Origin of the sequence: Streptomyces sp. NPDC002130, from assembly GCF_040296465.1 — a bacterium.
Taxonomy (GTDB): Bacteria; Actinomycetota; Actinomycetes; order Streptomycetales; family Streptomycetaceae; genus Streptomyces.
This window is the reverse complement of the sequence record NZ_JBEOXI010000108.1, coordinates 1-26,237: the sequence shown is the minus strand read 5'-3', so window position 1 is coordinate 26,237 and position 26,237 is coordinate 1. Positions and strand designations below refer to the sequence as shown.

Annotated in this window: 24 protein-coding genes; 14 read left to right on the top strand and 10 right to left on the bottom strand. The window is 71.0% G+C overall.

All coding sequences use genetic code 11. The features are described from left to right. Positions 1 to 279 precede the first annotated feature (279 nt). A complete protein-coding gene (locus ABT116_RS21305) occupies positions 280 to 1,386 on the top strand; it encodes an adenylate/guanylate cyclase domain-containing protein (protein ID WP_351636214.1) in 1,107 nt (368 codons plus the stop codon). Between the two features lie 77 nt (positions 1,387 to 1,463). Here ABT116_RS21305 and ABT116_RS21300 read toward each other — a convergent pair whose 3' ends face one another. Then, positions 1,464 to 2,201: a hypothetical protein gene (locus ABT116_RS21300; protein ID WP_351636211.1), complete on the bottom strand. Its 738-nt coding sequence runs from the start codon at positions 2,199 to 2,201 to the stop codon at positions 1,464 to 1,466. 236 nt (positions 2,202 to 2,437) lie between these two features. Between ABT116_RS21300 and ABT116_RS21295 the strand changes: the two genes are divergently transcribed. The 3 genes from ABT116_RS21295 to hutH all read left to right on the top strand — a co-directional run bounded on the left by ABT116_RS21295 (position 2,438) and on the right by hutH (position 6,173). After that, positions 2,438 to 3,238 carry an enoyl-CoA hydratase/isomerase family protein gene (locus tag ABT116_RS21295; RefSeq protein WP_104777690.1) on the top strand — a complete coding sequence of 267 codons (801 nt, stop codon included), beginning with the start codon at positions 2,438 to 2,440 and terminating at the stop codon, positions 3,236 to 3,238. A gap of 98 nt (positions 3,239 to 3,336) precedes the next feature. After that, the gene (locus tag ABT116_RS21290; protein WP_351636208.1) at positions 3,337 to 4,485 is read left to right on the top strand and encodes a GGDEF domain-containing protein; all 1,149 of its coding nucleotides are present in this window, start codon (positions 3,337 to 3,339) and stop codon (positions 4,483 to 4,485) included. 149 nt (positions 4,486 to 4,634) lie between these two features. Continuing rightward, complete coding sequence (gene hutH, locus ABT116_RS21285; RefSeq protein ID WP_351636223.1) at positions 4,635 to 6,173, top strand: histidine ammonia-lyase; 1,539 nt, start codon at positions 4,635 to 4,637, stop codon at positions 6,171 to 6,173. Between the two features lie 42 nt (positions 6,174 to 6,215). Here the strand turns inward: hutH and ABT116_RS21280 are convergent, their stop codons facing one another. Beyond that, entirely contained in the window at positions 6,216 to 6,530 is a 315-nt protein-coding gene (locus ABT116_RS21280) for a hypothetical protein (RefSeq protein WP_351636206.1), read from the bottom strand. 109 nt (positions 6,531 to 6,639) lie between these two features. On the opposite strand from ABT116_RS21280, the gene ABT116_RS21275 reads away from it, so the two are divergent. The 5 genes from ABT116_RS21275 to ABT116_RS21255 all read left to right on the top strand — a co-directional run bounded on the left by ABT116_RS21275 (position 6,640) and on the right by ABT116_RS21255 (position 14,395). Beyond that, the gene (locus ABT116_RS21275; protein WP_351636203.1) at positions 6,640 to 6,969 is read left to right on the top strand and encodes a hypothetical protein; all 330 of its coding nucleotides are present in this window, start codon (positions 6,640 to 6,642) and stop codon (positions 6,967 to 6,969) included. Between the two features lie 263 nt (positions 6,970 to 7,232). Next, a complete protein-coding gene (locus ABT116_RS21270; protein ID WP_351636200.1) occupies positions 7,233 to 8,480 on the top strand; it encodes a L,D-transpeptidase in 1,248 nt (415 codons plus the stop codon). A gap of 141 nt (positions 8,481 to 8,621) precedes the next feature. Continuing rightward, positions 8,622 to 10,067 carry an ABC transporter permease gene (locus tag ABT116_RS21265; RefSeq protein WP_351636197.1) on the top strand — a complete coding sequence of 482 codons (1,446 nt, stop codon included), beginning with the start codon at positions 8,622 to 8,624 and terminating at the stop codon, positions 10,065 to 10,067. A gap of 122 nt (positions 10,068 to 10,189) precedes the next feature. Further along, complete coding sequence (locus ABT116_RS21260) at positions 10,190 to 10,873, top strand: ABC transporter ATP-binding protein (RefSeq protein ID WP_351636194.1); 684 nt, start codon at positions 10,190 to 10,192, stop codon at positions 10,871 to 10,873. A 267-nt stretch (positions 10,874 to 11,140) separates the two neighbouring features. Then, positions 11,141 to 14,395 (top strand): S8 family serine peptidase, encoded by a 3,255-nt coding sequence (locus tag ABT116_RS21255; RefSeq protein ID WP_502983909.1) that lies wholly within the window; start codon positions 11,141 to 11,143, stop codon positions 14,393 to 14,395. 99 nt (positions 14,396 to 14,494) lie between these two features. Here ABT116_RS21255 and ABT116_RS21250 read toward each other — a convergent pair whose 3' ends face one another. Continuing rightward, positions 14,495 to 15,409, bottom strand: a complete 915-nt coding sequence (locus ABT116_RS21250; protein WP_351636190.1) for a helix-turn-helix domain-containing protein — start codon at positions 15,407 to 15,409, stop codon at positions 14,495 to 14,497. 181 nt (positions 15,410 to 15,590) lie between these two features. Between ABT116_RS21250 and ABT116_RS21245 the strand changes: the two genes are divergently transcribed. The 3 genes from ABT116_RS21245 (at position 15,591) to ABT116_RS21235 (ending at position 18,021) form a co-directional block, all read left to right on the top strand. Continuing rightward, complete coding sequence (locus ABT116_RS21245) at positions 15,591 to 16,631, top strand: NAD(P)-dependent alcohol dehydrogenase (RefSeq protein ID WP_351636187.1); 1,041 nt, start codon at positions 15,591 to 15,593, stop codon at positions 16,629 to 16,631. A gap of 146 nt (positions 16,632 to 16,777) precedes the next feature. Further along, positions 16,778 to 17,161, top strand: a complete 384-nt coding sequence (locus tag ABT116_RS21240) for a VOC family protein (RefSeq protein ID WP_351636184.1) — start codon at positions 16,778 to 16,780, stop codon at positions 17,159 to 17,161. Between the two features lie 98 nt (positions 17,162 to 17,259). Continuing rightward, entirely contained in the window at positions 17,260 to 18,021 is a 762-nt protein-coding gene (locus ABT116_RS21235) for an SDR family oxidoreductase (RefSeq protein WP_351636181.1), read from the top strand. 8 nt (positions 18,022 to 18,029) lie between these two features. Here the strand turns inward: ABT116_RS21235 and ABT116_RS21230 are convergent, their stop codons facing one another. The 3 genes from ABT116_RS21230 to ABT116_RS21220 all read right to left on the bottom strand — a co-directional run bounded on the left by ABT116_RS21230 (position 18,030) and on the right by ABT116_RS21220 (position 21,017). Continuing rightward, positions 18,030 to 18,959: a DUF5829 family protein gene (locus ABT116_RS21230; protein WP_351636217.1), complete on the bottom strand. Its 930-nt coding sequence runs from the start codon at positions 18,957 to 18,959 to the stop codon at positions 18,030 to 18,032. An 82-nt stretch (positions 18,960 to 19,041) separates the two neighbouring features. Continuing rightward, a complete protein-coding gene (locus tag ABT116_RS21225; RefSeq protein WP_351636178.1) occupies positions 19,042 to 19,737 on the bottom strand; it encodes a DUF4389 domain-containing protein in 696 nt (231 codons plus the stop codon). 149 nt (positions 19,738 to 19,886) lie between these two features. Further along, on the bottom strand, positions 19,887 to 21,017 hold the full coding sequence (locus ABT116_RS21220) for an AI-2E family transporter (RefSeq protein ID WP_351636175.1): 1,131 nt from the start codon (positions 21,015 to 21,017) through the stop codon (positions 19,887 to 19,889). Positions 21,018 to 21,410: 393 nt separating this feature from the next. On the opposite strand from ABT116_RS21220, the gene ABT116_RS21215 reads away from it, so the two are divergent. Next, on the top strand, positions 21,411 to 21,944 hold the full coding sequence (locus ABT116_RS21215) for a DUF4253 domain-containing protein (protein ID WP_351636171.1): 534 nt from the start codon (positions 21,411 to 21,413) through the stop codon (positions 21,942 to 21,944). 42 nt (positions 21,945 to 21,986) lie between these two features. On the opposite strand, the gene ABT116_RS21210 is transcribed toward ABT116_RS21215, so the two are convergent. The 3 genes from ABT116_RS21210 to ABT116_RS21200 form a co-directional block, all read right to left on the bottom strand. Beyond that, on the bottom strand, positions 21,987 to 22,760 hold the full coding sequence (locus ABT116_RS21210) for a hypothetical protein (protein WP_351636168.1): 774 nt from the start codon (positions 22,758 to 22,760) through the stop codon (positions 21,987 to 21,989). Between the two features lie 6 nt (positions 22,761 to 22,766). Next, positions 22,767 to 23,435 (bottom strand): peptide-methionine (S)-S-oxide reductase MsrA, encoded by a 669-nt coding sequence (gene msrA / locus ABT116_RS21205; RefSeq protein WP_351636165.1) that lies wholly within the window; start codon positions 23,433 to 23,435, stop codon positions 22,767 to 22,769. Positions 23,436 to 23,528: 93 nt separating this feature from the next. After that, a complete protein-coding gene (locus tag ABT116_RS21200) occupies positions 23,529 to 24,650 on the bottom strand; it encodes a hypothetical protein (protein WP_351636162.1) in 1,122 nt (373 codons plus the stop codon). Between the two features lie 164 nt (positions 24,651 to 24,814). On the opposite strand from ABT116_RS21200, the gene ABT116_RS21195 reads away from it, so the two are divergent. Then, positions 24,815 to 25,969 (top strand): cystathionine gamma-synthase, encoded by a 1,155-nt coding sequence (locus ABT116_RS21195; RefSeq protein ID WP_351636159.1) that lies wholly within the window; start codon positions 24,815 to 24,817, stop codon positions 25,967 to 25,969. Positions 25,970 to 25,991: 22 nt separating this feature from the next. On the opposite strand, the gene ABT116_RS21190 is transcribed toward ABT116_RS21195, so the two are convergent. Then, the coding region (locus ABT116_RS21190) for a hypothetical protein (protein ID WP_351636156.1) at positions 25,992 to 26,237 on the bottom strand (246 nt) is incomplete at its 5' end.

The following is a 26,237-nucleotide window of genomic DNA, read 5'->3' as shown; positions in this document are numbered from 1 at the left end:
AGGGGCCCCACGCCCACCCGTGCCGCCCCTGGCGACACGCATGCCCGCAGCTCAGCCGAACGACTTCTGAGCCCGTCCGGCGATTGAGGACGAGGCCGTTCAGGCCGAAGCGGGGGTCTGGGGGCGGCAGCCCCCGGAGGGTCGGGACGCAACGCCGAGTGTCAAGGGAACGCCGGGCACAATCCCTCGACCGGACCTAACGGAGTGAGCTGGCGCACACCTGCCGTAGAGTTGAGGCCGGTCGATACATGACCGTGACAGATCGGAAGGGCAACACGCGTGACCGTCGACGACTCGGGTTCCGGCGAGGACGCGCAGGGCGCCGACTCCGGCGAGGATCCGCTCGCCCTGCGCCTCGAAGGGCTCATCCTGGGCGCCGAGCGCCGCTACACCCCGTTTCAGGCGGCCCGCAGCGCCGGTGTCTCCATGGAACTGGCCTCCCGCTTCTGGCGGGCCATGGGCTTCGCCGACATCGGCCAGGCCAAGGCCCTCACCGAGGCCGACGTCCTCGCCCTGCGGCGCCTGGCCGGTCTCGTCGAGGCGGGGCTGCTGAGCGAGGCGATGGCCGTACAGGTGGCCCGGTCCACGGGGCAGACCACCGCGCGGCTCGCCGAGTGGCAGATCGACTCCTTCCTGGAGGGGCTGACCGAGCCGCCCGAGCCGGGCATGACCCGCACCGAGGTGACGTACCCGATCGTCGAGCTGCTCCTGCCCGAGCTGGAGGAGTTCCTGGTCTACGTCTGGCGTCGTCAGCTCGCCGCCTCGGCGGGACGGGTCGTGCAGGCGGCCGACGACGAGGAGATGGTCGACCGGCGCCTCGCCGTCGGCTTCGCCGACCTGGTCGGGTTCACGCGGCTGACCCGTCGCATGGAGGAGGAGGAGCTCGGCGAGCTGGTCGAGGCCTTCGAGACCACGGCCGCCGACCTGGTGGCCGCGAACGGCGGGCGGCTGATCAAAACCCTCGGCGACGAGGTGCTCTACGCCGCGGACGACGCGGGCACGGCCGCCGAGATCGCCCTGCGGCTGATCGAGACCATGGCGCACGACGAGACGATGCCGGAGCTGCGCGTCGGCATGGCGTTCGGCACGGTGACCACCCGCATGGGTGATGTGTTCGGTACGACCGTGAACCTGGCCTCCCGGCTCACGTCGATAGCTCCGAAGGACGCCGTGCTCGTGGACACCGCCTTCGCCGAGGAGCTGATCCGTACGCAGGACGCCCCGGCCTCGGAGGCGGAGGCGGCCGAGGAGGCCGCGGCGGCGGAGAAGGAGGGCGAGGAGCCCCCGGCGTACCGGTTCGGGCTGCAGCCGATGTGGCAGCGGCCGGTGCGTGGGCTCGGCGTCGTGGAGCCGTGGTTGCTCACGCGGCGGGACAGCGCGCCGTAACCGGGGCGTCGGCGAGAGGGCGTGCCCGCTACCGGTCGTCGGACAGACTGCGTGCCGTAGCGGCCGCCGGAGAGTCGTCAGCGGCGGTCGACCGGTGAGTCCATGCACAGGCCGATGACCGGCACGCACAGGCCCGGGTCGTGCGGCTTCTTCGACTCCTCGGTCTTGGGCGGCGCCGGGGCCGGTGTGGTCCGGCTCGGCGATGCGGGCGTGGTGGGGGCCGAGTCCGGACGCGTGGCGTGGCCGCCCGGGGCCGTCGGTGCCGGGGCGGGGGCGTTCGGCGGGTTCGGCGTGTCGGGGATGGTCGTGGGCGCCGGGGCGGCGGCTGCCGTGGAGGCCGCCGGGGTGCCGGTCGTGGTGGACGGGGACACCCGCGCGCCCTTGGTGGCCGGTGACGGGGTGCGGCCCCCCAGGGCCGCGGGCGACGACGGGCTCGCGTCCGGGGCCGCCGGGAAGGTCGCGGCCGTGACTGCGGCGTCGTCCGCGGCGGTGGTGACGGGCTCGGGGCGGGGCCCGGCCTCGACGGTGCGGGCGTCGGCGCCCGGGCCGGAGGTCAGGCGCAGGAGGCTCAGGGCTCCCGTGGCGAGGGCGAGGCCGCCGGCGGCGAGCAGGACCTTGCGGGGCCGGGGCTTGCGGTGACGGCCCCGGACGCGGGGGTGGGAGAAGCCGCTGTCGGCGGGCGTCGGCTCGCAGGGCGCGGGCGGCTCACGTCGATGCGGTGCCGTGGTGGCCTGGTGGGGAGCGGGCTCACGTCGGTGCGGTGCCGTGGCGGCCCTCGTGTCCCCTCGTGGCCTCGCCGGCGTGTTCGTCGTCATGTGGTCCCTCCCCGAAACGGTCCCTCCCCGCAGCACCTGCGCCCCCTGTGCGCCGTGGGGGAGGGGGACGCACGCTATGCGCTCCCTTGGGTGGTTGGGCCGGAGTTGCGGTGACGTCACTCGAACGGGTGGACGGGGGGTGGTGGAAGCCGAGCGAGTCCGCCCTTTCGCGGCTCGGGTGCGGCTGCGATGATCGAAGCGTCGACCTTGTTAACCCGCGTTAACCGGAGGGTGTCATGAGTGAGGAACGGTTCGGGGAGTTCGTGCTGGTGCGGCGGCATGAGCAGGGCCATGTCGCGGAGCTCGTCCTCGACCGGCCCAAGGCCATGAACGCGGTGTCGACGGAGATGGCGCGGTCCATCGCCGGGGCCTGTACGGCGCTGGGGGAGGACCGGGACGTACGGGCGGTCGTGCTGACCTCGACGCACGAGCGGGCCTTCTGTGTCGGGGCGGATCTGAAGGAGCGGAACTCCTTCAGCGACGCGGATCTGCTGCGGCAGCGGCCGGTGACGCGAGGGGCGTACACCGGCGTGCTGGAGCTGCCGGTGCCGACGGTGGCGGCGGTCCACGGATTCGCGCTCGGCGGCGGGTTCGAGCTGGCGCTGGCGTGCGACGTGATCGTGGCGGACCGGACGGCGGTGGTCGGACTGCCGGAGGTGTCGGTCGGGGTGATCCCCGGGGGCGGGGGCACGCAGTTGCTGCCGCGGCGCGTCGGGGCGGCCCGGGCGGCCGAGCTGATCTTCTCCGCGCGGCGGGTGGAGGCCGTCGAGGCGGGCGAGTTGGGGCTGGTCGATCAGCTGGTCGAGGAGGGGCGGGACCGGGAGGAGGCGCTTGCGCTGGCGGCGCGGATCGCCGGGAACTCGCCGGTCGGGCTGCGGGCGGCGAAGCGGGCCTTGCGGCTCGGGCAGGGGCTGGACCTGCGGGCCGGGCTGGAGGTCGAGGACGCGGCGTGGCGGGCGACGGCCTTCTCGGGTGACCGGGCGGAGGGGGTCGCGGCCTTCAACGAGCGGCGCAAGCCGCAGTGGCCGGGGGAGTAGCCGGGGGAGTAGCGGCCGGAGCGGACCCGGGCGAAACCGTCGTCCCCGTTCGCGTCGTAAACGCGTCAGTCTGGCTGAAAACTCCCTAGCCTGGAGTGATGGGTGAGGACAGGCGGCTCGCGGCCGTCGTCGCGTTGGCTCAGGGGATGGCGGCCGCGCACGGGTCACGTGAGGCGTGGCGCGCCGCGGCCGCCGGGGCGTGCCGGGCGCTGGGCGGGAGTTTCGCCGCGCTGTCGGTGTGGGAGCGCGAGCTCGGGCGGCTGCGGGTCCTGGTGAACGTGGGCGAGCTGGCCGAGGGGGAGGAGGAGTTCCCGGAGGACGAGGCCTACCCGGTGCACCAGTTCGCGGAGATCACCGAGTTCCTGCACGAGCAGTGGGCCGGTGGCGGGGAGCCCGACGCGTGGGTGGAGACCGCCGAGGGGCCCGCAGCCGGACGGCCCGGGTACTGCCATCAGCGGGTCGCCGCCCTGCGGCGCCGCGGCCGCGGCTGCTGCGTGGTCGCGCCCATCGTGCTGCACGGGCGGGCCTGGGGCGAGCTGTATGTCGCCCGCCCGGCCGGTGAGGCCGTCTTCGGGCGGGGCGACGCCGACTTCGCCACCGTCCTGGCCTCCGTCGTGGCCGCCGGCCTCGCCCAGACCGAGCGGCTGGAGGAGGTCCGGCGGCTCGCCTTCACCGACTCCCTCACCGGGCTCGCCAACCGCCGCGCTGTGGACGTACGCCTGGAGCGGGCGATCGAGCGGCACCGCAGGGACGGGGCCGTCGTCAGTCTCGTCGTCTGCGATCTGAACGGGCTCAAACGGGTCAACGACACCCATGGACACGCCGCCGGCGACCGGCTCCTGGAGCGGTTCGGGTCGGTGCTGTCGCTGTGCGGGGCCATGCTGCCGGGGGCGCTGGCCGCGCGGCTGGGCGGGGACGAGTTCTGCCTGCTCGCGGTCGGGCCGCCCGCCGACCAGGTCGTGAAGGCGGCCGGCGAACTGTGCCGCAGGGCCGCCGAGTTGGAGCTCGGGGACGGAGTGGCCTGCGGGGTCGCCTCCACCGAGGACCCGATCGGGCCGGTGCGCTCGGCCCGTCGGCTGTTCCGGCTCGCCGACGCCGCCCAGTACCGGGCCAAGGCCGAGCGGGCGGCCAGGCCGGTCGTCGCGGGGCGGGCCGGGCCCGACGACCCCGTCGTGCGGCTCGCGGACGAACCGTCCCAGGAGGCCGGCGGTGAGCGCCGGCGGTTCCGCGGCCGGCACGCGCCCTGATCCCGTACGCCCCGATCCCGCACGCACACGCCCCTGGTCCCGGACGGGCTCTGCACCCGCCCGGGCGGTGTGACGCATTCGGTAAGGGGTGAACGCCGCCCCCAGTGGTGACATCATCGAATTCACTGCGTACGCTCCTGAATATGGATATGCACACTGTGGTGGTGGGGACGGCCGGGGTGACGGCGTCCGACGTGCTCGCCGTGGCGCGCGGCGGCGCCCGCGTCGAGCTCTCCGAGGAGGCCGTGGCCGCCCTCGCCGCGGCCCGCGAGATCGTGGACGCGCTGGCGGCCAAGCCGGACCCCGTGTACGGCGTGAGCACCGGCTTCGGCGCCCTGGCGACCCGGCACATCAGCCCCGAGCTGCGCGCGCAGCTGCAGCGCAACATCGTCCGCTCGCACGCCGCAGGGATGGGCCCGGCCGTGGAGCGGGAAGTCGTCCGCGCGCTGATGTTCCTGCGGCTGAAGACCGTCTGCTCCGGGCACACCGGCGTACGCCCCGAGGTCGCGCAGACCATGGCCGACCTCCTCAACGCCGGGATCACCCCGGTCGTGCACGAGTACGGCTCCCTCGGCTGCTCCGGCGACCTCGCGCCGCTGTCCCACTGCGCCCTCGCGCTGATGGGCGAGGGCGACGCCGAGGGCCCCGACGGTGTCGTACGCCCGGCCGCCGAACTCCTCGCCGCGCACGGCATCCAGCCGGTCGAACTGCGCGAGAAGGAGGGCCTCGCCCTTCTCAACGGCACCGACGGCATGCTCGGCATGCTGGTGATGGCCCTGGCCGACCTGGACACCCTCTACCGGTCCGCCGACGTCACCGCCGCCCTGTCCCTGGAGGCCCTGCTCGGCACCGACAAGGTCCTCGCCCCCGAGCTGCACGCCATCCGGCCGCACCCGGGGCAGGCCGCCAGCGCCGCCAACATGCTGGCCGTGCTGAAGGGCTCGGGCCTGACCGGGCACCACCAGGACGACGCCCCGCGCGTGCAGGACGCCTACTCGGTGCGCTGCGCCCCGCAGGTCGCCGGCGCCGGCCGGGACACCATGGCCCACGCCCGGCTGGTCGCCGACCGCGAGCTGGCGTCCGCCGTGGACAACCCGGTCGTGCTGCCCGACGGACGGGTCGAGTCCAACGGCAACTTCCACGGGGCGCCGGTCGCCTACGTCCTGGACTTCCTCGCCATCGCCGCCGCCGACCTCGCGTCCATCGCCGAGCGGCGCACCGACCGGCTGCTCGACAAGAACCGCAGCCACGGCCTGCCGCCGTTCCTCGCCGACGACGCCGGTGTGGACTCGGGCCTGATGATCGCTCAGTACACGCAGGCCGCGCTGGTGAGCGAGCTGAAGCGGCTCGCCGTACCGGCGTCGGCCGACTCGATCCCGTCCTCCGCCATGCAGGAGGACCACGTCTCGATGGGCTGGTCGGCGGCGCGCAAGCTGCGCACGGCCGTCGACAACCTCACGCGCGTGATCGCCATCGAGTTCTACGCCGCCGCGCGCGCGGTGGAGTTGCGCGAGGGGCTGACCCCGGCGCCCGCGACGAGGGCGGCCATCGACGCCGCACGGGAGGCCGGAGTCGAGGGGGCCGGGCCGGACCGGTTCCTCGCGCCCGATCTCGCCGCGGCCGACGCGTTCGTACGCGACGGGCGGCTGCTGGCCGCGGTGGAGAAGGTCACCGGGCCGCTCCAGTAGGACGGCAGGGGCCCTGCCGTCCGGCGGGGCCCTCAACCGCCTTCAGAGACCGAGGCGTTCCCGGCGTACCGAGTACACGACGAACCCGGCGCCCAGCGTCAGACAGAGGGTCCCGCCGATCACGTACGGGGTGCTGTCGAAGGTGCCGGTGTCGGCGAGGCGGGCGCCGGTGACGGAGGCGTCGGCGGTCGTGGCCGCGATCCGGGCCTGCTCCGTGACCTGCGGCGACGGGCTCGTCGAGACCGCGTCTCTCACCGGGGAGTCCGGCGTCGCGTTCGCGGACGGGACGAACCACATGGCGCCCAGCAGGGACGCCGCGGCGGTGGCGGTCAGCAACGGGCGGCGAGCGGATGACACGGAATATCGATCCCCTTGTGACGTCGGCGAATTGGCCGTGTGGGGCGATGTTAGTGAAAGTCGCGGGTCACGGGAAAGTCACGGGAGGACCTGGACGTACGCTCCCGCCATGAGCACTCCAGAGACATCACGTTTTGTACGGCTTCGGGTGGAACTCGTTCTCGAGGTCGACGACGCGGACGCCGTCACCAAGTCCGCACTGCGCCGGATCGCCGACGAGGCGGAGATGCCGGCGACGGAGCGGGCCCACGCCGAGAGCGCTGTGACGGAAGACACCGCGGAGGCCCTCGCCTACCTCGTCGACCCGTTCGACCTGGTCAGCGAGGTGCCCGGGGTGGAGCTCCAGCAGGCCTCCTGGAGCAGCGAGCGGGTCGACTACGACCCCGATTCGCCGGACTGGGACCTCGACGAGGATGATGACGAGGACAGCGACGGCTGAACCGTCCGGGAAATCGTGCCCCCGGGTGGCAACCGCCGCCCGGGGTCTTCGCGTCTCAACCGGCGCACCGACCGCACCCGTATCGCCCGCACCCTCCGTCTCGGACGTGGTGATCCCCACACCTGCGCGACCTGGGGAACCGGGCGAACCGGTCGTAGCGTTGAAAGTTCCGGACGAGGACTCACGAGTCCCGGCGGGGGCACTCGGTGGTGACGGGGACACTCGGGGTTTTGGGGAAATCGGCAACGATGGAGAAGCGTGTGATGACGGTCAGTAAGCGGCGCAAGGGCCTGACGGTCGCGTCCGCACTGCTCGGCGGAGTGCTGGTGCTCTCGGCGTGTTCGGGTGGCGACGACGACGCCTCCGGCGGGGGCGGTGACAGCTCCCAGTCGAAGGTCGACGAGGCCGCGGCGAAGAAGACCTCCGAGGCCCAGATCAAGATCACACCCGAGGACGGCTCCGACAACGCCTCCATCAACAACTCCGCCGCCGTCACCGTCAGCAAGGGCACGCTCACGGACGTCAAGATGACGACGTCCGAGGGCACCGAGGTGAGCGGCCAGATATCCGCCGACAAGACCAGCTGGAAGCCGACCGCCCAGCTGGAGCGGTCCACCACCTACAAGCTGGCGGCCGAGGCGAAGGACTCCGACGGTCGCGTCGCCCACGAGAACGCCTCGTTCACCACGGTCTCCCCGGCCAACAGCTTCATCGGCAACTTCACGCCGGACGACGGCACCACCGTGGGCGTCGGCATGCCGGTCTCGATCAACTTCGACAAGGCGATCACCAACAAGGCCGCGGTCCAGAAGGGCATCAAGGTCAGCACGACCGGCGGCCAGGAGGTCGCCTGCCACTGGTTCAACGCCAACCGCATGGACTGCCGGCCCGAGGACTACTGGAAGGAAGGCTCCACCGTCACGCTGAAGCTCGCGCTCGACGGCGTCGAGGGAGCCAAGGGCGTCTTCGGCGTCCAGCAGAAGACGGTCACCTTCAAGATCGGCCGCAACCAGGTCTCGTACGTCGACGCGAAGACCAAGAAGATGAAGATCACGCAGGACGGCAAGGTCGTCCGCACGATCCCGATCTCCGCCGGCTCGCCCGAGAACAAGACCTACGAGGGCATCATGGTGATGTCCGAGAAGTTCAAGGAGACGCGCATGAACGGCGCGACCGTGGGCTTCACGGACGACGACGGCAAGGGCGAGTACGACATCAAGGACGTGCCGCACGCCATCCGCCTCTCCAGCTCCGGCACGTTCATCCACGGCAACTACTGGGGCGCGAAGTCCATCTTCGGCAGCGTGAACACCAGCCACGGCTGCGTCGGTCTGCAGGACGCCAAGGGCGCCAACGACCCGAACACCCCGGGTGCGTGGTTCTTCAAGAACTCGATGCTCGGTGACGTGGTGGTCGTCGAGAACACCGGCGACAAGACCATCGCACCGGACAACGGACTCAACGGCTGGAACATGAACTGGGCCGACTGGAAGGCCGGTTCGGCGGTCTGACGGCGCGCCGGTTCTCACCGCTCGGCTGACGAAAGGCCGCCGCCCACCCGACGAGGGGTGGGCGGCGGCCTTTCGGCTGTTCTCATCCACCTCTTATGCGTGGCTCAAGCCCTCATCACAGACCGTCCCTAGCTTGCGGCCATGTTCTTCACCTATCTGAGGCGCGAGTTGCGCCGCCGCAGAAAGGCGGCCCTCGTCGTCGCCTCCGGACTGGCGCTGGGTATCGCGCTGGTCATCGTCGTCACCTCCGTGTCCGCCGGTATGGGCAGGGCGCAGGACAAGGTCCTCCAGTCGCTGTACGGACTGGGCACGGACATGACCGTCACCAAGGCCGCGGCACCGGCCGCGAGCAGCTCCGAGCGGCCGCGCTTCCGCTTCGACGCCCGGGACGACGGCTCGACCGGTGAGCAGAGCAGTGACCGCGTCATGGTGCGGGGTTTCCAGACACTGGCGAGTTCGACCGTGGGCAAGGTCGACGCACAGAGCGGCGTCGCGGACGCCGTGGGCGGGCTGAGCCTCCAGGTCGTCAAGGTCAGCGGCGCGTTCACCCGGGGCCGGTTCGAGCAGGGCGAGGGCGGCGGGCAGGGCCGCGGCCGGGCCGGGGCCCTGCCCTCGCCGCAGGGCCGGGTCGAGGGTGGCGGCGCCGACTTCGACGTCAACAACTACTCGGTCTACGGCACCGACGTCACCAAACCGGCCCTCGGCCCGCTGACCTCCTCGAAGATCACCAGCGGCCGTACGTTCACGACGGCCGAGACGAACGCGAAGGTCGCCGTCGCGGACTCGGCGTACGCCAAGGAGAAGAAGCTCAAGGCCGGCTCCACGGTCACCGTCAAGGGCAGCTCGTTCAAGGTGATCGGCATCGCCACGGCCGACAGCGGGGACGCGGCCGCGAACCTCTACCTCCCGCTGAAGCAGGCGCAGACACTGGCCGGCGCCAAGGACGAGGTCACCACGATCTACGTCAAGGCCACCGACTCGCAGCGGATCGGCAGCGTCAAGTCGGAGATCCAGAAGAACATCTCGGGCACGACGGTCACCACCTCCGCCGACCTGGCCGACACCGTCTCCGGCTCCCTGTCCACGGCCTCCTCCCTCGCCGCGAGTGTCGGCAAGTGGCTCTCGATCACGGTGCTCGTGGCCGCGTTCCTCGTGGCGGGCCTGCTGACGTCCTCGGCGGTCTCCCGGCGGGTCCGCGAGTTCGGCACGCTCAAGGCACTGGGCTGGAAGTCGAGCCGGGTGACGCGGCAGGTCGTCGGAGAGGCCGTCGTCAACGGTCTGGTGGGCGGTGCGCTGGGGATCGCGCTGGGACTGGCGGGCGCGTACGCCGTGACAGCCGTCAGCCCCACGCTGCAGGCGCAGTTGGGCGGGGGCGGAGGGGGCGAGGGCTTCCGGGGCGGCTTCGGCGGCCCGGGCCGTGCGGCGGCCACGAAGACCCTCGACGTCGCCCTCACCGCACCGGTGAGCCTGACGACCATCGCCCTGGCGGTGGCTCTGGCCGTGACGGGCGGGCTGATCGCAGGGGCCTTCGGCGGCTGGCGGGCCTCGCGGCTCCGCCCGGCGGACGCACTGCGGCGGGTGGAGTAGGCGTTCCCCTCGGCCGACGGCACCGCACCGACCACGGGGCGCGGGGCATGTGCGGCTCCGCCGCGTAGGCGCGAACAACCCCCCACGCACCCGCACTCGAAGACGATTCAGGAGCTCCCACCATGTACGAACTCAGAGCTGTCACCAAGCACTACACCCGTTCCAAAGACACCGTCCAAGCCCTCGACGGCATAGACCTGACCATCCCCGACGGCGACCGGCTGGTCATTCAAGGCCCCACCGGCGGCGGCAAATCCACCCTGCTTCAGATGCTCGGCGGTCTGGACCGCCCCACCTCCGGACAGATCGTCCTGGACGGCACCGACCTCGCCGCACTGCCGGAGGCACGACTGACCCGGGTCAGAAGCGAAAGCATCGGCTTCGTCTTCCAGTCCTTCAACCTCATCCCGACGCTCACCGCGCAGGAAAACGTGGAGACCGCCCTCGTCCCGCTCGGCGTGAAACCGAAACAGCGACGCGAACAGGCCGCCGAGGCACTGAAGTCGGTCGGCCTCGGCGAGCGCCTCGCCCATCTGCCCGGCGAGATGTCCGGCGGCCAGCAACAACGCGTGGCCATCGCCCGGGCCCTGGTGAAACAGCCAAAGGTGCTCCTCGCCGACGAACCCACCGGAAATCTCGACGAATCCATGCGCGACGAGATCATGGACGTGCTCGAACGCATGTGGGAGGAGCTCGGCCTCACCTTCGTGATGGTCACCCACGACTCGGCGATAGCGCAGAAGGCCCCGCGCCTGGCGACGATCCGCAAGGGCCGGATCACTGTCAAGGAGAACGCACGTGCGTAACCACGCGGCCCTGTAACGGAGTTCCGACGGCCGTGTAACAGTCGGCCGACGGATTTCCTGTCGTCCTCTCATCTATTGAGCACCTGATCATCCCTCGGCATACTGCGTATTCCGGGGGGTGTACGTGCATGCGTACGAGACCACCCCCGGCCGGGTGAACGGGGAATTCGCCCGGTTCTTCTGCAAGGGGGAAACTTGCGCAGACAAGTGAAAAGGGCGTACGCGGCCACGGTCGCCACAGCGGCTGCCGTGGCCCTGGCGGCGGGCATGACCAGTCCGGCGTCGGCCAACGGCGAGCAGGCGGCAGCGGCCGCCAAGCCGGCGTCCCTGACCGCCAAGCACCGCATCACACTGATCACCGGCGACCGGGTCGTCCTCGACGCCAAGGGCCGTGTCATCGGCCTGGAGCACGCCAAGGGCCGTGAGAACGTACCCGCCCAGGTCCGCAAGGTCGACGGCCACACCCTCGTCATCCCGGCCGACGCCGCCCGTCTGGTCGCCACGGGCAAGCTCGACCAGCGGCTCTTCGACGTCACCGAGCTGAACAAGTCCGCGACCCGCAAGGCCCAGAAGAAGGGCCTGAAGGTCATCGTCGGCTACCAGGGCAGCGCCGCGGCCACCAAGGCCGACGTCCGCGAGGCCGGCACCCTGAGCCGCGCGCTGAAGTCCGTGAACGCGGACGCGGTGCAGACACCGCAGAAGGACACCCCCGAGCTCTGGGACGCGGTCACCAACGGCGAGAAGACCGCCGCCGGGATCGCGCACGTCTGGCTCGACGGCGTCCGCAAGGCCAGCCTCGACAAGTCCGTCCCGCAGATCGGCGCCCCCAAGGCGTGGTCGGCCGGCTACGACGGCAAGGGCACCAAGATCGCCGTCCTGGACACCGGTGTCGACGCCACCCACGACGACCTCAAGGGTCAGGTGGTCGGCGCCAAGAACTTCACCACCTCGCCCGACGCCACCGACAAGGTCGGCCACGGCACGCACGTCGCCTCCATCGCGGCCGGCACCGGCAAGAAGTCCGGCGGCACGTACAAGGGTGTCGCGCCCGGCGCCAAGATTCTCAACGGCAAGGTCCTCGACGACGGCGGATTCGGCAGCGACTCCGAGATCCTCGCCGGCATGGAGTGGGCCGCCGCCGAGGGCGCCGACGTCATCAACATGAGCCTGGGCGGCGGCGACACGCCCGCGATCGACCCGCTGGAAGCGGCGGTGAACAAGCTGTCCGACGAGAAGGGCGTCCTGTTCGCCATCGCGGCCGGCAACGAGGGCGACTTCGGCGAGCAGACCATCGGCTCCCCGGGCAGCGCCGCCGCGGCCCTGACCGTCGGCGCGGTCGACGACAAGGACAAGCTCGCCGACTTCTCCAGCCGCGGCCCCGGCATGGACGGCGCCCTCAAGCCCGACGTGACCGCGCCCGGCGTGGACATCACCGCGGCCTCCGCCCCGGGCAACCAGATAGCCCAGGAGGTCGGCGAGAAGCCGGCCGGCTACATGACGATCTCCGGTACGTCGATGGCGACCCCGCACGTGGCGGGCGCGGCGGCGATCCTCAAGCAGCAGCACCCGGAGTGGAAGTACGCCGAGCTCAAGGGCGCCCTCACCGGCTCCACCAAGGGCGGCAAGTACACCCCGTTCGAGCAGGGTTCGGGCCGGATCCAGGTCGACCAGGCCATCAAGCAGTCCGTGATCGCCGATCCGGCCTCGGTGAGCTTCGGTGTGCAGCAGTGGCCGCACACCGACGACAAGCCGGTCACCAAGGAGCTGACGTACCGCAACCTCGGTACGAAGGACGTCACGCTGAAGCTTTCGTCGACGGCCACCAACCCGAAGGGCCAGGCCGCCCCGGCCGGCTTCTTCAAGCTCGGCGCCACCTCGGTGACGGTCCCGGCCGGCGGCAAGGCCTCCGTGCCGTTCACCGTCGACACCAAGCTGGGCGGCACCGTCGACGGCGCGTACTCGGCGTACGTGACGGCGACGGGCGACGGGCAGACCGTCCGCACGGCGGCCGCGGTGCAGCGTGAGGTCGAGTCGTACGACGTGACGCTGAAGTTCCTCGACCGTGACGGCAAGGCGGCGAAGAACTACAGCGCCGACCTGACCGGCATCGCGGGCCTGGGCAAGGGCAAGGACGCCATGCCGTACGACGAGGACGGCACGGTCACCGCCCGCCTCCCCAAGGGCACCTACATCCTGAACACGAACATCTTCGCGGGCGACGACCCGGAGAAGTTCGAGGGCGTCGACTGGCTCGCCCAGCCCAAGCTGAGCCTCACCAAGAACACGACGGTCACGCTGGACGCCCGCAAGGCCAAGCCGGTGGACATCACCGTCCCGGCCACCGGCGTCAAGTCGGAGTTCGCCTCGGCCGACTACACGGTGACATCCGGTGACTACAGCTGGGGCTTCGGCTGGTGGCTGGACTCCTACGACAAGTTCCGCAGCGCCCACGTCGGCCCGCAGATCACCGACGGTTCGGTGACCCAGCAGTGGGACGGCCACTGGTCCAAGGGCGACAAGGAGGAGTACGACGTCATCGCCGGCGGCCCGGTCAAGCAGCTCGCCACCGGTTTCACCAAGCACTACAAGGCGAGCGAGCTCGCCACGGTGAAGGCCGGCCTCGGCGCATCGGCGAGCGGCAAGAAGGGCGCGATCAACGCGGTGGGCTGGATGCCGTGGAGCTCCAGCGCCTCCTCGATCGGCATCCCGCAGACCCTGCCCGGCACCCGGACGCTGCACCTGTCCGCCCAGGGCGGCGTGCAGTGGCAGCTCGAGTTCGCCCAGGCCGGCGGTGTGGACGCGGACGGCTTCCCGGTCGACGAGGCCGCCTACGCGATGGGCACGCACAAGTTCGCCGGCGGCAAGAGCTACTCGAAGACCGTCAACACGGCTGTCTTCGGCCCGCGCCTGAGCGGTGACTTCGGTGTCTTCCGTGAGGGCAACGAGATCTACGGTTCCCTGCCGCTGTTCGCCGACGGCAAGGGCAACGTGGGCTACTCGAAGTTCTCCGCGGTCGACACGACCCTGTACCGCAACGGCACCAAGGTCGGCAGCAACGACGACCCGCTGTTCGGCGACAAGCAGTTCAAGGTCCCGGCCGGTGACGCCGAGTACAAGCTGACGACGTCGGTCAAGCGCAGCGTCAAGGTCGCGGCGGCCTCCACTCGCGTCGACGCCAGCTGGACGTTCCGCTCGAAGAAGACCAGCGACATCACGAAGCTGCCCGTCTCCACGGCGCGCTTCCTTGCGACCACGGATCTGGGCAGCAAGGCCCCGGCCGACAAGACCGTCAAGGTCCCGGTCACCGTCGAGGGCGCGGCCAAGGGCAGCAACCTGAAGTCGCTGTCGGTGTACGCCTCGTACGACTACGGCAAGACCTGGAAGAAGCTCACCGTCAAGGACGGCAAGGTGAGCGTCAAGAACCCGGCGAAGGGCAAGGGCATCTCCTTCCACGCCAAGATCGCAGACAAGAAGGGCAACAAGTCGACGATCTCGATCTACAACGCGTACTACGGCAAGTAGCACGCGTGGCAGGCAAGCAGTAGCGCAAGCGCGTTGACGGCCCGTCGGGAGCTTCGGCTTCCGGCGGGCCCGTCGCGTCGGACCGACACGCCCGCCCGCTCACTCCGACGGTGTCGAAGCCCTGGCCCCGGAGCGCGTCGCGTCCGCCCCCCAGCTCGCCAGCAGGCGCAAGGCCTCCGCCGGCGGGGTGCCCGGTTCCGCGTGGTACGTGATCAGGGACTGCTCGCCGTCGTCGACCAGGCGGAACGTCTCGAAGGACAGGGTCAGGTCGCCGACCAGGGGGTGGCGCATGCGCTTGACGCCGTAGCTCTTCTCCTTGACGTCGTGGGCGGCCCAGAGGCGGCGGAACTCCTCGCTCTTCACCGACAGCTCGCCGACCAGCGCCGACAGCTGCGGGTCGTCCGGGTGGCAGCCCGCGTCCAGGCGCAGGTAGCCGACGATGTCGGCCGCCTTCTGGTCCCACTCGACGAACAGCTCGCGGTACTCGGGCCGCAAGAACACCATCCGCGCCCAGTTCCGCTCCTGGGCCGGCAGCTCCGCCCAGTCACCGAAGAGAGCCGCGGCCATCCGGTTCCACGCCAGGACGTCCGAGCGCCGCCCGACGATGTACGCCGGGACGTTCTCGATCGAGTCCAGCAGATGCCGCAGCGCCGGCCGCACCTGCTGGCTGCGCGCCACCGGCTTCTTCTTGTGCTGCTTCGGCTTCGCCAGATGCATCAGGTGCGCGTGCTCGGCGTCACTCAGCCGCAGGGCGCGCGCGATCGCGTCCAGCACCTCCGCCGAGACGTTGCGGCCGTTGCCCTGCTCCAGCCGCGTGTAGTACGCCACGGACACCCCGGCCAGCTGCGCCAGCTCCTCACGGCGCAGCCCGGGCACCCGCCGCCGCCCGAAGTCGGGCAGCCCCACGTCCTCCGGCTTCAGCCGGGCCCGCCGGGTGCGCAGGAACTCACTGAGCTCGACGCGCCGGTCCAGGCCGCCGCCGGCCGTCTGTGCGGGTTCGGGCTGTTCGTCCATGCGTTCCAGTATTCACGGTCGTACGCACACCAGCCTGACCCCGCCAGTGGTACGCACCGTGTGCGTACGCAAAACCGTGGTCTGGGTGAGCTCTCGTCAATCGGGCACGCTGGTGATCGTGCCCGGTCAGAAGATCCAGAAGGCAGCCGGGCACACAACCCCCGCTAGGAGAACCCCCGGCATGACCACTGTTGCTGCGTACGCCGCTCCCGCTCCCAAGGCTCCGCTGGAGCGCACCACCATCGAGCGCCGCGAGGTCCGCGAGTTCGACGTCCTGATCGACATCAAGTTCGCCGGCATCTGCCACTCCGACATCCACCAGGCCCAGGAGGGCTGGGGCGAGGCGATCTTCCCGATGGTCCCCGGCCACGAGATAGCCGGTGTCGTCACCGAGGTCGGCCCGGGCGTCACGAAGTTCGCCGTCGGTGACCGCGTGGGCGTCGGCTGCATGGTCGACTCCTGCCGCGAGTGCGAGAACTGCAAGGACGGACGCGAGCAGTACTGCGTGAAGGGCAACGTCCCGACGTACAACGGCATCGGCCACGACGGCGAGCCCACCTACGGCGGCTACTCGCAGAACGTCGTCGTCGACGAGAACTTCGTCGTCCGTATCCCCGACGGCCTCTCCCTCGACGTCGCGGCCCCGCTGCTGTGCGCCGGCATCACCCTCTACTCCCCGCTCCGCCGCTTCGGTGCCGGCCCCGGCAAGAAGGTCGCGATCGTCGGCCTGGGCGGCCTCGGCCACATGGGCGTCAAGATCGCCCACGCGCTCGGCGCCGAGGTGACCGTGCTGTCGCAGTCCCTGCGCAAGCAGGAGGACGGACTGCGGCTGGGCGCGGACCACTACTACGCCACCAGCGACCCGAAGACCTTCGAGGAGCTGGCCGGCACGTTCGACCTGATCGTGTCCACGGTGTCCGCCCCGCTGGACTTCAACGCCTACCTGTCGCTGCTGAAGACCGAGGGCACGCTGGCCAACGTCGGTGCCCCCGAGGAGCCGGTCTCCCTCAACCTCTTCTCGGTGATCGGCGGCGGCAAGAACCTCGCCGGTTCCATGATCGGCGGTATCGCCGAGACGCAGGAGATGCTGGACTTCTGCGCCGAGCACGGCCTCGGTGCCGAGATCGAGCTGATCCGCGGCGACCAGATCAACGAGGCGTACGAGCGGGTCCAGGCCAGCGACGTGCGCTACCGCTTCGTGATCGACACGGCGACGATCTGACCTCGGACCCATGTGCAGCAGCCCTGAGGGCCCCGGCCGCGTGCCGGGGCCCTCAGGGCTTTCGTGATGCACGGCGGGCCGCACGCGGGGTACCCGTGGGGGAGTGCACCGCAGGCGTTCGCCGGGTACTTCAGGGGAGGCCCGTCATGACCGTGCAGCTGAACCACACCATCGTCGTCGCCCACGACAAGCGCGCATCGGCCCGGTTCCTCGCCGATCTCCTGGGGCTCGACGTGAGTCCGCCCTACGGCCCCTTCCTCCCGGTAGAGATCCCCAACGGCGTGACGCTCGACTTCATGGACAGCCCCGGCGCCATCACGCCGCAGCACTACGCCTTCCTCGTCTCGGAGGACGAGTTCGACCAGATCTTCGGCCGCATCCAGGAGGCCGGCCTCACCTACTGGGCGGACCCGTTCCACAGCCGCCCCGGGGAGATCAACCACAACGACGGCGGCCGCGGGGCCTACTTCGACGACCCCGACGGCCACCGCCTGGAGATCATCACGAGGCCCTACGGCAGCGGCGGCTGAGCCGCCCGTCCCGCCCGCGCCCCGGCTCGTCACATCGTCGCGGCCCCGCCCGTCATACCGGCGAAGGCGACACCACGACGAACAACCGGGGAGCAGTCATGACATCACCGATCCTGGTCACCGGCGGCACGGGCACCCTCGGAGCCCACGTCGTCCCGCTGCTGCGGGCGTCCGGCCACGACGTGCGGATCCTCACCCGGAGCGCCCGCCCCGCAGCGGACGGCGTCGAGTACGTCACCGGGGACCTGCTGAAGGGCGACGGCGTCGAGGCCGCCGTCTTCGGCGCCGAAACCGTGCTGCACCTGGCGGGCGGCCCCAAGGGCGACGACGAGGCGACCCGCACCCTGGTGGCCGCCGCGGCCCGGGCCGGCGTACGGCACCTGGTCTACGTCTCGGTCATCGGCGCCGACCGGGTCCCGCTGGCCTGGATGCGGACAAAGCTGGAGTCGGAGCGGGCTGTCGCCGAGTCAGGCATCCCGTGGACGACCCTGCGCGCGGCTCAGTTCCACGACCTCACGCTGACCATGGTCGAGAAGATGGCGAAGCTGCCGGTCTTCCCGGTCCCCGGTGGCCTCCGGCTCCAGCCGGTCGACTCCCGCGAGGTCGCCGCCCGCCTCGCGGAGCTGACCCTCGGCGCCCCCTCCGGCCGGGTCCCGGACCTGACCGGACCGCACGTCCACGACCTCGCCGCCCTGGCCCGCCCCTACCTCCGCCTGAGCGGCAGGCGCCGCCCCATGCTGCCGGTGCGCATCCCCGGGAAGGCGGGGCGGGCGTACCGGGCGGGGGAGAACCTGGCACCGGCGGGGGCGGAGGAGGGGAAGCGGACCTGGGAGGAGTTCCTGGCGGAGAGGCTCGGCTAGATCGTGTCCTACCCGGCGTTCGGCCGGTCCTGCTCCTCGAAGGTCCACACCGCTCGGGACCCCGGGCCGACCACGAGGGCCGAGTGGCCGATCCGCTCCACGTGCCGGTACGACACCGGGTGGTTCAGCGTCATCTCGATCTGCTTGAGGCCCACCTGGTCCAGGGGCACGGAGTCGAACCGGATCGTGGTGCCGCCGCCCTTCGCGAGGACGCCCCCGCCCGGCAGCGACCGGACCGCGAATCCGCCGGCCTTCAGCAGCGGCACCGTGGCGGCGAGGTCGCGTGCGGTCACCGCGAGCCTGATGCCGGTCACGTCCCGCATCAGGTGGTCGCGGTAGGCGTCGGACAGGTAGCGCTCCCGGCCCACGTCGCCCGGGTGGGAGGCGGGCTCGGTGTTGCTGCGCGGGTCGGCGAAGTACTCCGGCCGGTACTCCATGCCCCAGGCGCCGAAGAGGTCGTACTGGTCGGTGGTGAAGACCGCGTCGAACCAGGGCACGGGGACGCCGTCGCCGAAGTCGCGCGTCTGCGGGAACTCGACCGGGTCGCTGATCCCGGCCTTCCGCAGCCGCTCGACCACCGTGGGCAGGTCGCCGGCGCGCTCGGTGGACACGCCCAGGCCTGCGGCGCCGAGGGTGCCGTCCTTGCCCGGTACGTCGCCCACTCCGAAGAGCTCGAAGTAGGTCTCGCGCCCCATCAGATAGCGGCCGGTCCAGGTCTGCCCGCCGGAGCCGGTCGTGGTGCGGACCTGGAAGTTCGCGAAGTCCCGCAGGTAGGAGGAGTGCTCGATGGCGTCCGCGGTCTGCCGGTCGAAGACGCCGTAGGCGTGGTTGCAGAACAGCAGTTGCCGCCCGTCCGAGCTTCCGTTCTCCGCCGCCCGTGCCGTGCTCACGCCGCCCTGGACCGCCCCCGCGAGGGCCAGAGCGATGACCATGATCAGCTGTAACGCTCGTCTGAGAACCATGCGAGGGAGCGTAGGGCGGGAGGAGACGATTCCGCTGCGGATCGTGCCCCTTGCGGGGTCAGGCCTTGGTCAGTGGGTCCGCTGGTGGCGGTGATGCCGCCGGCGACGCCGGTGAGGGCTCCTGCCCGCCCTGGTCGAGCCGGAAGGGCGGGTACTGGTCCGTCAGCAGCGTGACGTAGGCCGTCACCCGGGCCGCCCAGCGGGCGAGGCCGATCAGGAAATCGAAGAGGTGCCGCGGGTAGCGGGCGGTGAAGAGCAGGATGACGACGGCGACCAGGGAGAGGAAGGGCAGCAGCCCGCCGCCCCGCCAGTCCTCCCCGCCCCAGCCGCCCCCGACGAACATCGCGACCACGATGTACTGCGGGATCGCCAGCAGCCACCACTTCACCAGGACCAGTCCGCGCGACAGCCGCTCGGGATACGCGACGTCGAAGCGCGCCGGGTAGTCGGGCACGTCGGCGAGGGTGAAGGGCGGGTACCGGTCGGTGCCGAGCGCGGTGTGCGCGTAGTAGCCGACCCGCCAGTTCCAGCGCAGTACGCCGACGCTGAAGTCGAAGAGAGACCGCGGGTAGCGGGCCGTGAAGAGGATGGCGAAGAAGGCGATCACGGTCACGACGGTGAAGGCGATCCACAGGAACACCAGCACGATGTAGTGCGGGATGGCGAGCAGCCATTTCACCAGCCACATCCACCGGGACAGGCGGGGATCGACGGACGCCTCCAGACGCACGGGTGACGCGGCGACAGCAATCATGGGGCGGCTCTCCTCTCGCCTGCAGACTCGCAAGCGAGGAGGAGCCCCGCGACCCGGGCGGGGCCGTTCGCGCGTCAGTGCGGTCGAGTGCCCTCGGGCCGCCGCGGCGGGGCCGCTACGACCGGACGGCCACTGTGACGGGACGGCCGCTACGACGGGACGGCCGCTCCGGCATTCGGCTCGTCGGTGCCCGGCTCGTCGGCCGCCGCTTCGCCCGCCGGATCGACGAGCTGCTCGCGCACGTAGTTCCACACCACAGCGATCAGCGCGGCCACGGGCACGGCGAGCAGGCTGCCCACGATGCCGGCCAGGTTGCCGCCCAGCGTCACCGCCAGCAGGACGACGGCCGCGTGCAGACCCAGACCACGGCTCTGGATCATGGGCTGGAAGACGTTGCCCTCCAGCTGCTGCACCACCACGATGATCGCCAGCACGATCACCGCGTCCGTCAGACCGTTGGACACGAGCGCGATGAGCACCGCCACGAAGCCGGCGAACAGGGCGCCGATGATCGGCACGAACGCCGAGACGAAGGTCAGCACCGCGAGCGGAAGCACCAGCGGGACACCCAGGATCCACAGGCCGAGTCCGATCAGGACGGCGTCGAGCAGGCCGACGGCCGCCTGGGACCGCACGAAGGCACCCAGGGTGTCCCAGCTCCGCGCGCACACCGTCGGCACGTCGGTGGCGAAGCGGCCGGGCAGCTGCCGGGACAGCCACGGCAGGAACCGCGGGCCGTCCTTCAGGAAGAAGAACATCAGGAAGAGCGCGAGGACGGCGGTGACGACGCCGTTCACCACGGTGCTCACCCCGGTGACGACGGCGCCCACCATGCTGCCGACGCCCTCCTGGGCGCGGGAGACCGCGCTGTCGAAGGCCTGGTTGATCTGCGCGTCCCCGATGTTCAAGGGCGGTCCTGCGGCCCACTCGCGCAGCCGCTGGATCCCCTCCACGACACCGTCGGTCAGCTCTCCGGACTGGGACGCCACCGGCACGGCGATCAGCGCCACCACACCGACGGCGACCAGCAGGAACAGTACGGTCACGACGGACGCGGCCAGCGCGGGCGGCCACCCGCGACGGCGCAGCAGCCGGGCCGCGGGCCAGGTCAGCGTGGTCAGCAGCAGCCCGACCACGAGCGGCCACACCACCGACCACATCCGGCCCAGCAACCACAACGCCACGGCCGACATGGCGAGCACCAGCAGCAACTCGGCGGAAACCCGCGCGGACGTCCGCAACGCGGCACGGGACCTCTCGGAACTCAGGGGCGCAGTCACGTGGGCACCCTATTGGCTGCCCGTACGCTCCCAGCAGCCCCCCGTCCTCCTGTGCGGACCGTAGGGTGCGTCGTGCTGCGTGAGATCCAGGGCGCGTGGGAGCCGGTGAAAGGAAGAGCGATGCGGGGCGACCCCATGGACAGGCTCGCCGCCGAGCTGGGTGTGCCTGCGGATCAGGTACGAACGGCTCGAACCCCGAGAAGGGGAGTCCTCTTCGGTTTCCGGTGCGAGCCAGGGGCGTGTCTCGACGTGTGGAGGCGCGCACGTGAGCGATACGGATCCACCGGATTGTGGCCCTTCATCTCTCACACCTCACCGAGCCGATGGGAATGGGCAGGCGTAGCCGGCGACAGCCGCGCCGACAAGGGTCGACAGCCGATCGTCGAGAGGCTGATGGAGCTGCAGGCGAACGACCTTCTCACGGAAGCGCAGTGGTTCAGAGGGCCCCAGGCACACCCGACCTCCGCACGCGACTTCGAAGACCTGGCCCGGCGACTCGCAGATTCCACTCCGGCGGCCGGGGCGCGGGCACCCAGGTCCGCGCAGTCCCTGCTCGCCACCTTCTTCGCAGAGCCCCCCGAGTGGATCTGCCTTGTCTCCACCGAGGATCCCTCCGGTCTCCCGGAACTCCTGGACGCACCGTTCACGCCGAACCACACGCCGTTCCCCGGCGGGGAAGGACTGTCCTACCGGGACCACGCGAGCGTCCTGCGGGCGTGGCACGACCGGTACGGTGCGGAGATCTGCTACCTCGACACCCACGAGGTGATGCTGTCGGTGGAGCACCCTCCGGCGGCCCCGTTGGAGGCAGCACGGGTCGCGATAGAGCACTACGCCTACTGCCCCGACCTGGACCAGGTCATTGGAGGGTTGCCCGAGGTCACTTTGCAGGTCCCGACGCGAACCTGGTTCTTCTGGTGGGACTGAGCAACCATCCGCCTACATTTCGGTGGCAGCCCGGCCTCGGGTTCATTCCGGTGCAAGCGCGTAGCGCGCCATGATGTCGAAGAGCAGTTCAACACGGCTTCGGACACGGCTGTCCACGGTTCCCTGGACACTCACGGACACCTCGTCGCCGTTCACGGATCGGGCGATGTGGAGATCGACGCGGTCGCGCCCGACGAGGGGGTAGGTGTACCAGGCCGAGCGTGGTTGGTCGTCGTCGGTCTCGGGCAGTGCCGTGTCGATGGCCAACCAGTCGCTGTCGTCGAAGTCGTACTCCACTTCCGCCGCGAGGTACTCGCAGAAGGGGCGGAGATTGCTCAACCAGATCCAGCCTGCCGCGACCGTCCTGCTCGGCTGCGTGCCGGGCGATGAGTCGACCACGGTGTTGAGGTCCTCGTACAGACAGTCCAGCGAGCGGTGCGTCGGCTCTCCGGCGGGTGTCGTCTCCGTGAGAACCCATCCGGGCATCTGCTGTCGTATGTCAGCGGAGAGGCCGTCGCTGTCCGGGTCCGCCAGTCGGCGCAAGACGCTGAAGGCCATCTCACGGGCAACGTGGCGAGCAAGGCACCCGAGATCCATCGTGGGATTCGACCCGGTCGCCCCCTCGGCGTCACTGTCGTCGCGGAGGGAGCTGACCGAAGCCGTGTCCCACGCCTCAATGTCTTGCGACAGTGCTCGGAGCAACCGGTACCGAGCCAGCTGAGGAAGGTTCTCCGCAACCTCTGATGCAGCCCAGCCTTCCGGATCGTCAGCGCCGAGAGCTGCAAACAGTCGGGTGATCTTCTCGTTGTCGCTCACTTCGAATCAGCCGTCGGCCTTGGCAACACCTATCGGGCAGGACACCCCGGTGCCGCCGATGCCGCAGTAGCCCGCGGGGTTCTTGTCCAGGTACTGCTGGTGGTAGCCCTCCGCCGGGTAGAAGGGGCGGCCCTCCGTCGTGACGATCTCCGTGGTGACGGTGCCGTAGCCGGAGGACGTCAGGACCTTCTGGTACGCCGCGCGGGACTCCTTGGCGGCGGCCTCCTGCTCGGGGGTGTGGGTGTAGATCGCCGAGCGGTACTGCGTGCCCACGTCGTTGCCCTGGCGGAAGCCCTGCGTCGGGTCGTGGGACTCCCAGAACGTCTTCAGGAGGCGCTCGTACGAGACCTGCTCCGGGTCGAAGACCACCCGTACGACCTCGGTGTGGCCGGTCAGGCCCGAGCAGACCTCCTCGTACGTGGGGTTCTCGGTGTGGCCGCCCTGGTAGCCGACGAGGGTCGTCCACACACCGGCCGGGAGCTGCCAGAACTTGCGCTCGGCGCCCCAGAAGCAGCCCAGGCCGAAGTCGGCGGTCTCCAGGCCCTCGGGGTACGGGCCGAGCAGCGGGTTGCCGAGGACGGTGTGGCGGTCGGGGACCGTGAACGCCGGCTCCGGGCGGCCTTGCAGCGCCTGCTCGGAAGTCGGCAGCTGGGGCGTACGGCTGTGCAGGAACATGCGGTCTCCAATCAGGGCGACGCCCACTGCAACGTGCCGGTGGTGCCCGGCATTCCGGCGGGCCCCGGGCCTGCACGGCGGCCCGGGGAAGGCTCAGTGCGGCAGGCTCGCCGGGCTGCCGCCGTTCGCCTCGTAGCCCGCCACCGCCAGGGCCCGGTACACCGCGAACTCCGCCGCCGGGTCGGCCGAGAGGGTCCAGGGCAGGGCGCCCACATGGCCGTCGATGTGCACCAGCTGGTTCATGGCCTCCGACCAGCGCTCACTGCGGACCAGGAAGAACACCAGCATGTGCCGGACGTGGGCCAGCATCGGGTCGTCGGGGCGGGCCGAGTGCACCGCGTGCAGCGCGCCGTGGACCGCCTTCGTGACGACCTCGCTCTGCCAGAAGCTCGCGACGAGGGTCACCTCGGGAAGGTGCTCGAACACCGCGAACAGGGGCATCGCCGAGAGGAGGGAGCCCCGGGGCGCCCGGGCCGCCGCGGCCTCGGCGAACGCGTACGCCTCCGCACGCGAGCCGTGCCACTTCTCGCACCAGTAGTGCAGCGCCGCCAGGTGCGCCCCCATGTGGGCCGGGGCGCGGTCCAGGATCTTCAGCCAGACCTGCTCGAAGTCCTTCTGCGAGTAACCGAGGCCGCGGGCCACCGACAGCTCGACGATGTACGGGATCGGGTCACCGGGGGCGAGCAGCGCCGCCTCACCGCACGCCGTCCTCGCCTCCTCCATGATGATCCGGAACTCGTCCGTCCCCGGCGTCGCCGTCCGCCACGCCTGCTGCACCAGGAACTCGGCGTGCACCGCCGCGCCGCCCGCGTCCTTGGGTGCCTCGGCCCGCCACACCCGCAGCCACTGTCCGCCCGGCGCCTCGCTCACCCCGCCGGGCCGCCGCGAGAGCTCCAGCGAGGCCGCGCCCGCGAAGGCCTGCACCCGCTGCCAGCGCCGCTCGCCCTCCGTCTCCGTGCCCGCCAGGAGCTGCTGCGCGGCACGGTGGTCCTGCGTGCGCTGCACCACGTCCAGGACGTCCAGCAGGTCCTGGTCGGGGCCCGGCATGCGGATGTCGAGCTCCTCCTCCAGGACGAAGCCGTAGTTCGCGGGGTCCGCCGCGTCCGGGTGGTCGGGCGAGACCAGCCCTGTCGCACCACCGCGCTTGCGCCGCAGGAAGGGGAGCAGCACGAAGCCCAGCATGACCAGCGCGATCAGGACCCAGAGAATCTCCATGCAACAAGCGAACCAGACCGCGCCGACAATTGGCCAACCTGCTCCCGGAACCTGTGGAAAACCCCAACCGACGCCGTCCCCCGGCACGGGTCGGAACCTGTGGAAAACCCCGGCTCACGCCGTCGCCCGGCATGCGTCGCTCCGGCGCACTACCCTCGGTGCTCATGAGCGACAGGCACATCAGTCAGCACTTCGAGACGCTCGCGATCCACGCGGGCAACACCGCCGACCCCCTGACGGGCGCGGTCGTCCCGCCGATCTACCAGGTCTCGACCTACAAGCAGGACGGCGTCGGCGGGCTGCGCGGCGGCTACGAGTACAGCCGCAGCGCCAATCCCACCAGGACCGCGCTGGAGGAGAACCTCGCCGCCCTGGAGGGCGGCCGCCGCGGGCTCGCGTTCGCGTCCGGGCTGGCGGCCGAGGACTGCCTGCTGCGTACGCTGCTCGGCCCCGGCGACCACGTGGTCATCCCGAACGACGCGTACGGCGGCACGTTCCGCCTGTTCGCCAAGGTCGTCGCCCGCTGGGGCATCGAGTGGTCGGTCGCCGACACCAGCGATCCGGCCGCCGTACGGGCCGCCATCACCCCGAAGACCAAGGTCGTCTGGGTGGAGACGCCCTCCAACCCGCTGCTCGGCATCACCGACATCGCCGCCGTCGCGCAGGTCGCCCGGGACGCCGGCGCCCGCCTCGTCGTCGACAACACCTTCGCCACGCCCTACCTCCAGCAGCCGCTGTCGCTGGGCGCGGACGTCGTCGTGCACTCGCTGACCAAGTACATGGGCGGTCACTCCGACGTCGTCGGCGGCGCCCTGATCACCGCTGACGCCGGCCTGGGCGAGGAACTGGCCTTCCACCAGAACGCGATGGGCGCGGTCGCCGGGCCCTTCGACTCCTGGCTGGTGCTGCGCGGCACCAAGACGCTTTCGGTGCGCATGGACCGGCACAGCGAGAACGCGGTCAAGGTCGCCGACATGCTCACCCGGCACGCGCGCGTGAGCAGCGTGCTGTACCCAGGTCTGCCGGAGCACCCCGGTCACGAGGTCGCGGCCAAGCAGATGAAGTCGTTCGGCGGCATGGTCTCCTTCCGCGTCGAGGGCGGCGAGGAGGCGGCCGTCGAGGTCTGCAACCGCGCCAAGATCTTCACGCTGGGCGAGTCCCTGGGCGGCGTCGAGTCGCTGATCGAGCACCCCGGCCGCATGACGCACGCCTCCGTGGCCGGCTCGGCCCTGGAGGTCCCCGCGGACCTGGTGCGGCTGTCCGTCGGCATCGAGAACGCCGAGGACCTGGTGGAGGACCTGCAGCAGGCGCTCGGCTAGACCGGTGGGGCCCCCGGCGGGGTCACCAGCCGGTGAGGGGTGGAGTCGTGTCGGACGGCGGCTCCACCCACGGACGGGCCGTCAGCGCCCACACCGTGAACGCCACGGCCGCCGCGAGCAGCAGCAGCCACAGGAGACGGCGGGCGAGCGTCCTGCGCCGCAGCATGCGGCCGCCGCGGCGCACCGCCTCCGTGTGGATCTCGGGCGGAAGCGGCCGCGCCGGCTGCTCGAGGAGCCTGCGTACGGTCGCCTCGCGGTCGTTCCCGCT

Excerpts from the sequence above, each read along its gene's own strand:
- ABT116_RS21235 (WP_351636181.1), top strand. The coding sequence starts at position 17,260 with ATGACATCACCGATCCTGGTCACCGGCGGCACGGGCACCCTCGGAGCC.
- ABT116_RS21215 (WP_351636171.1), top strand. The coding sequence starts at position 21,411 with ATGGAGCTGCAGGCGAACGACCTTCTCACGGAAGCGCAGTGGTTCAGA.
- ABT116_RS21290 (WP_351636208.1), top strand. The coding sequence starts at position 3,337 with ATGGGTGAGGACAGGCGGCTCGCGGCCGTCGTCGCGTTGGCTCAGGGG.
- ABT116_RS21275 (WP_351636203.1), top strand. The coding sequence starts at position 6,640 with ATGAGCACTCCAGAGACATCACGTTTTGTACGGCTTCGGGTGGAACTC.
- ABT116_RS21295 (WP_104777690.1), top strand. The coding sequence starts at position 2,438 with ATGAGTGAGGAACGGTTCGGGGAGTTCGTGCTGGTGCGGCGGCATGAG.
- ABT116_RS21250 (WP_351636190.1), bottom strand. The coding sequence starts at position 15,409 with ATGGACGAACAGCCCGAACCCGCACAGACGGCCGGCGGCGGCCTGGAC.
- msrA (WP_351636165.1), bottom strand. The coding sequence starts at position 23,435 with ATGTTCCTGCACAGCCGTACGCCCCAGCTGCCGACTTCCGAGCAGGCG.
- ABT116_RS21255 (WP_502983909.1), top strand. The coding sequence starts at position 11,141 with ATGACCAGTCCGGCGTCGGCCAACGGCGAGCAGGCGGCAGCGGCCGCC.
- ABT116_RS21240 (WP_351636184.1), top strand. The coding sequence starts at position 16,778 with ATGACCGTGCAGCTGAACCACACCATCGTCGTCGCCCACGACAAGCGC.
- ABT116_RS21225 (WP_351636178.1), bottom strand. The coding sequence starts at position 19,737 with ATGATTGCTGTCGCCGCGTCACCCGTGCGTCTGGAGGCGTCCGTCGAT.
- ABT116_RS21270 (WP_351636200.1), top strand. The coding sequence starts at position 7,233 with ATGACGGTCAGTAAGCGGCGCAAGGGCCTGACGGTCGCGTCCGCACTG.
- ABT116_RS21200 (WP_351636162.1), bottom strand. The coding sequence starts at position 24,650 with ATGGAGATTCTCTGGGTCCTGATCGCGCTGGTCATGCTGGGCTTCGTG.
- ABT116_RS21300 (WP_351636211.1), bottom strand. The coding sequence starts at position 2,201 with ATGACGACGAACACGCCGGCGAGGCCACGAGGGGACACGAGGGCCGCC.
- ABT116_RS21195 (WP_351636159.1), top strand. The coding sequence starts at position 24,815 with ATGAGCGACAGGCACATCAGTCAGCACTTCGAGACGCTCGCGATCCAC.
- ABT116_RS21260 (WP_351636194.1), top strand. The coding sequence starts at position 10,190 with ATGTACGAACTCAGAGCTGTCACCAAGCACTACACCCGTTCCAAAGAC.
- ABT116_RS21265 (WP_351636197.1), top strand. The coding sequence starts at position 8,622 with ATGTTCTTCACCTATCTGAGGCGCGAGTTGCGCCGCCGCAGAAAGGCG.
- ABT116_RS21245 (WP_351636187.1), top strand. The coding sequence starts at position 15,591 with ATGACCACTGTTGCTGCGTACGCCGCTCCCGCTCCCAAGGCTCCGCTG.
- hutH (WP_351636223.1), top strand. The coding sequence starts at position 4,635 with ATGCACACTGTGGTGGTGGGGACGGCCGGGGTGACGGCGTCCGACGTG.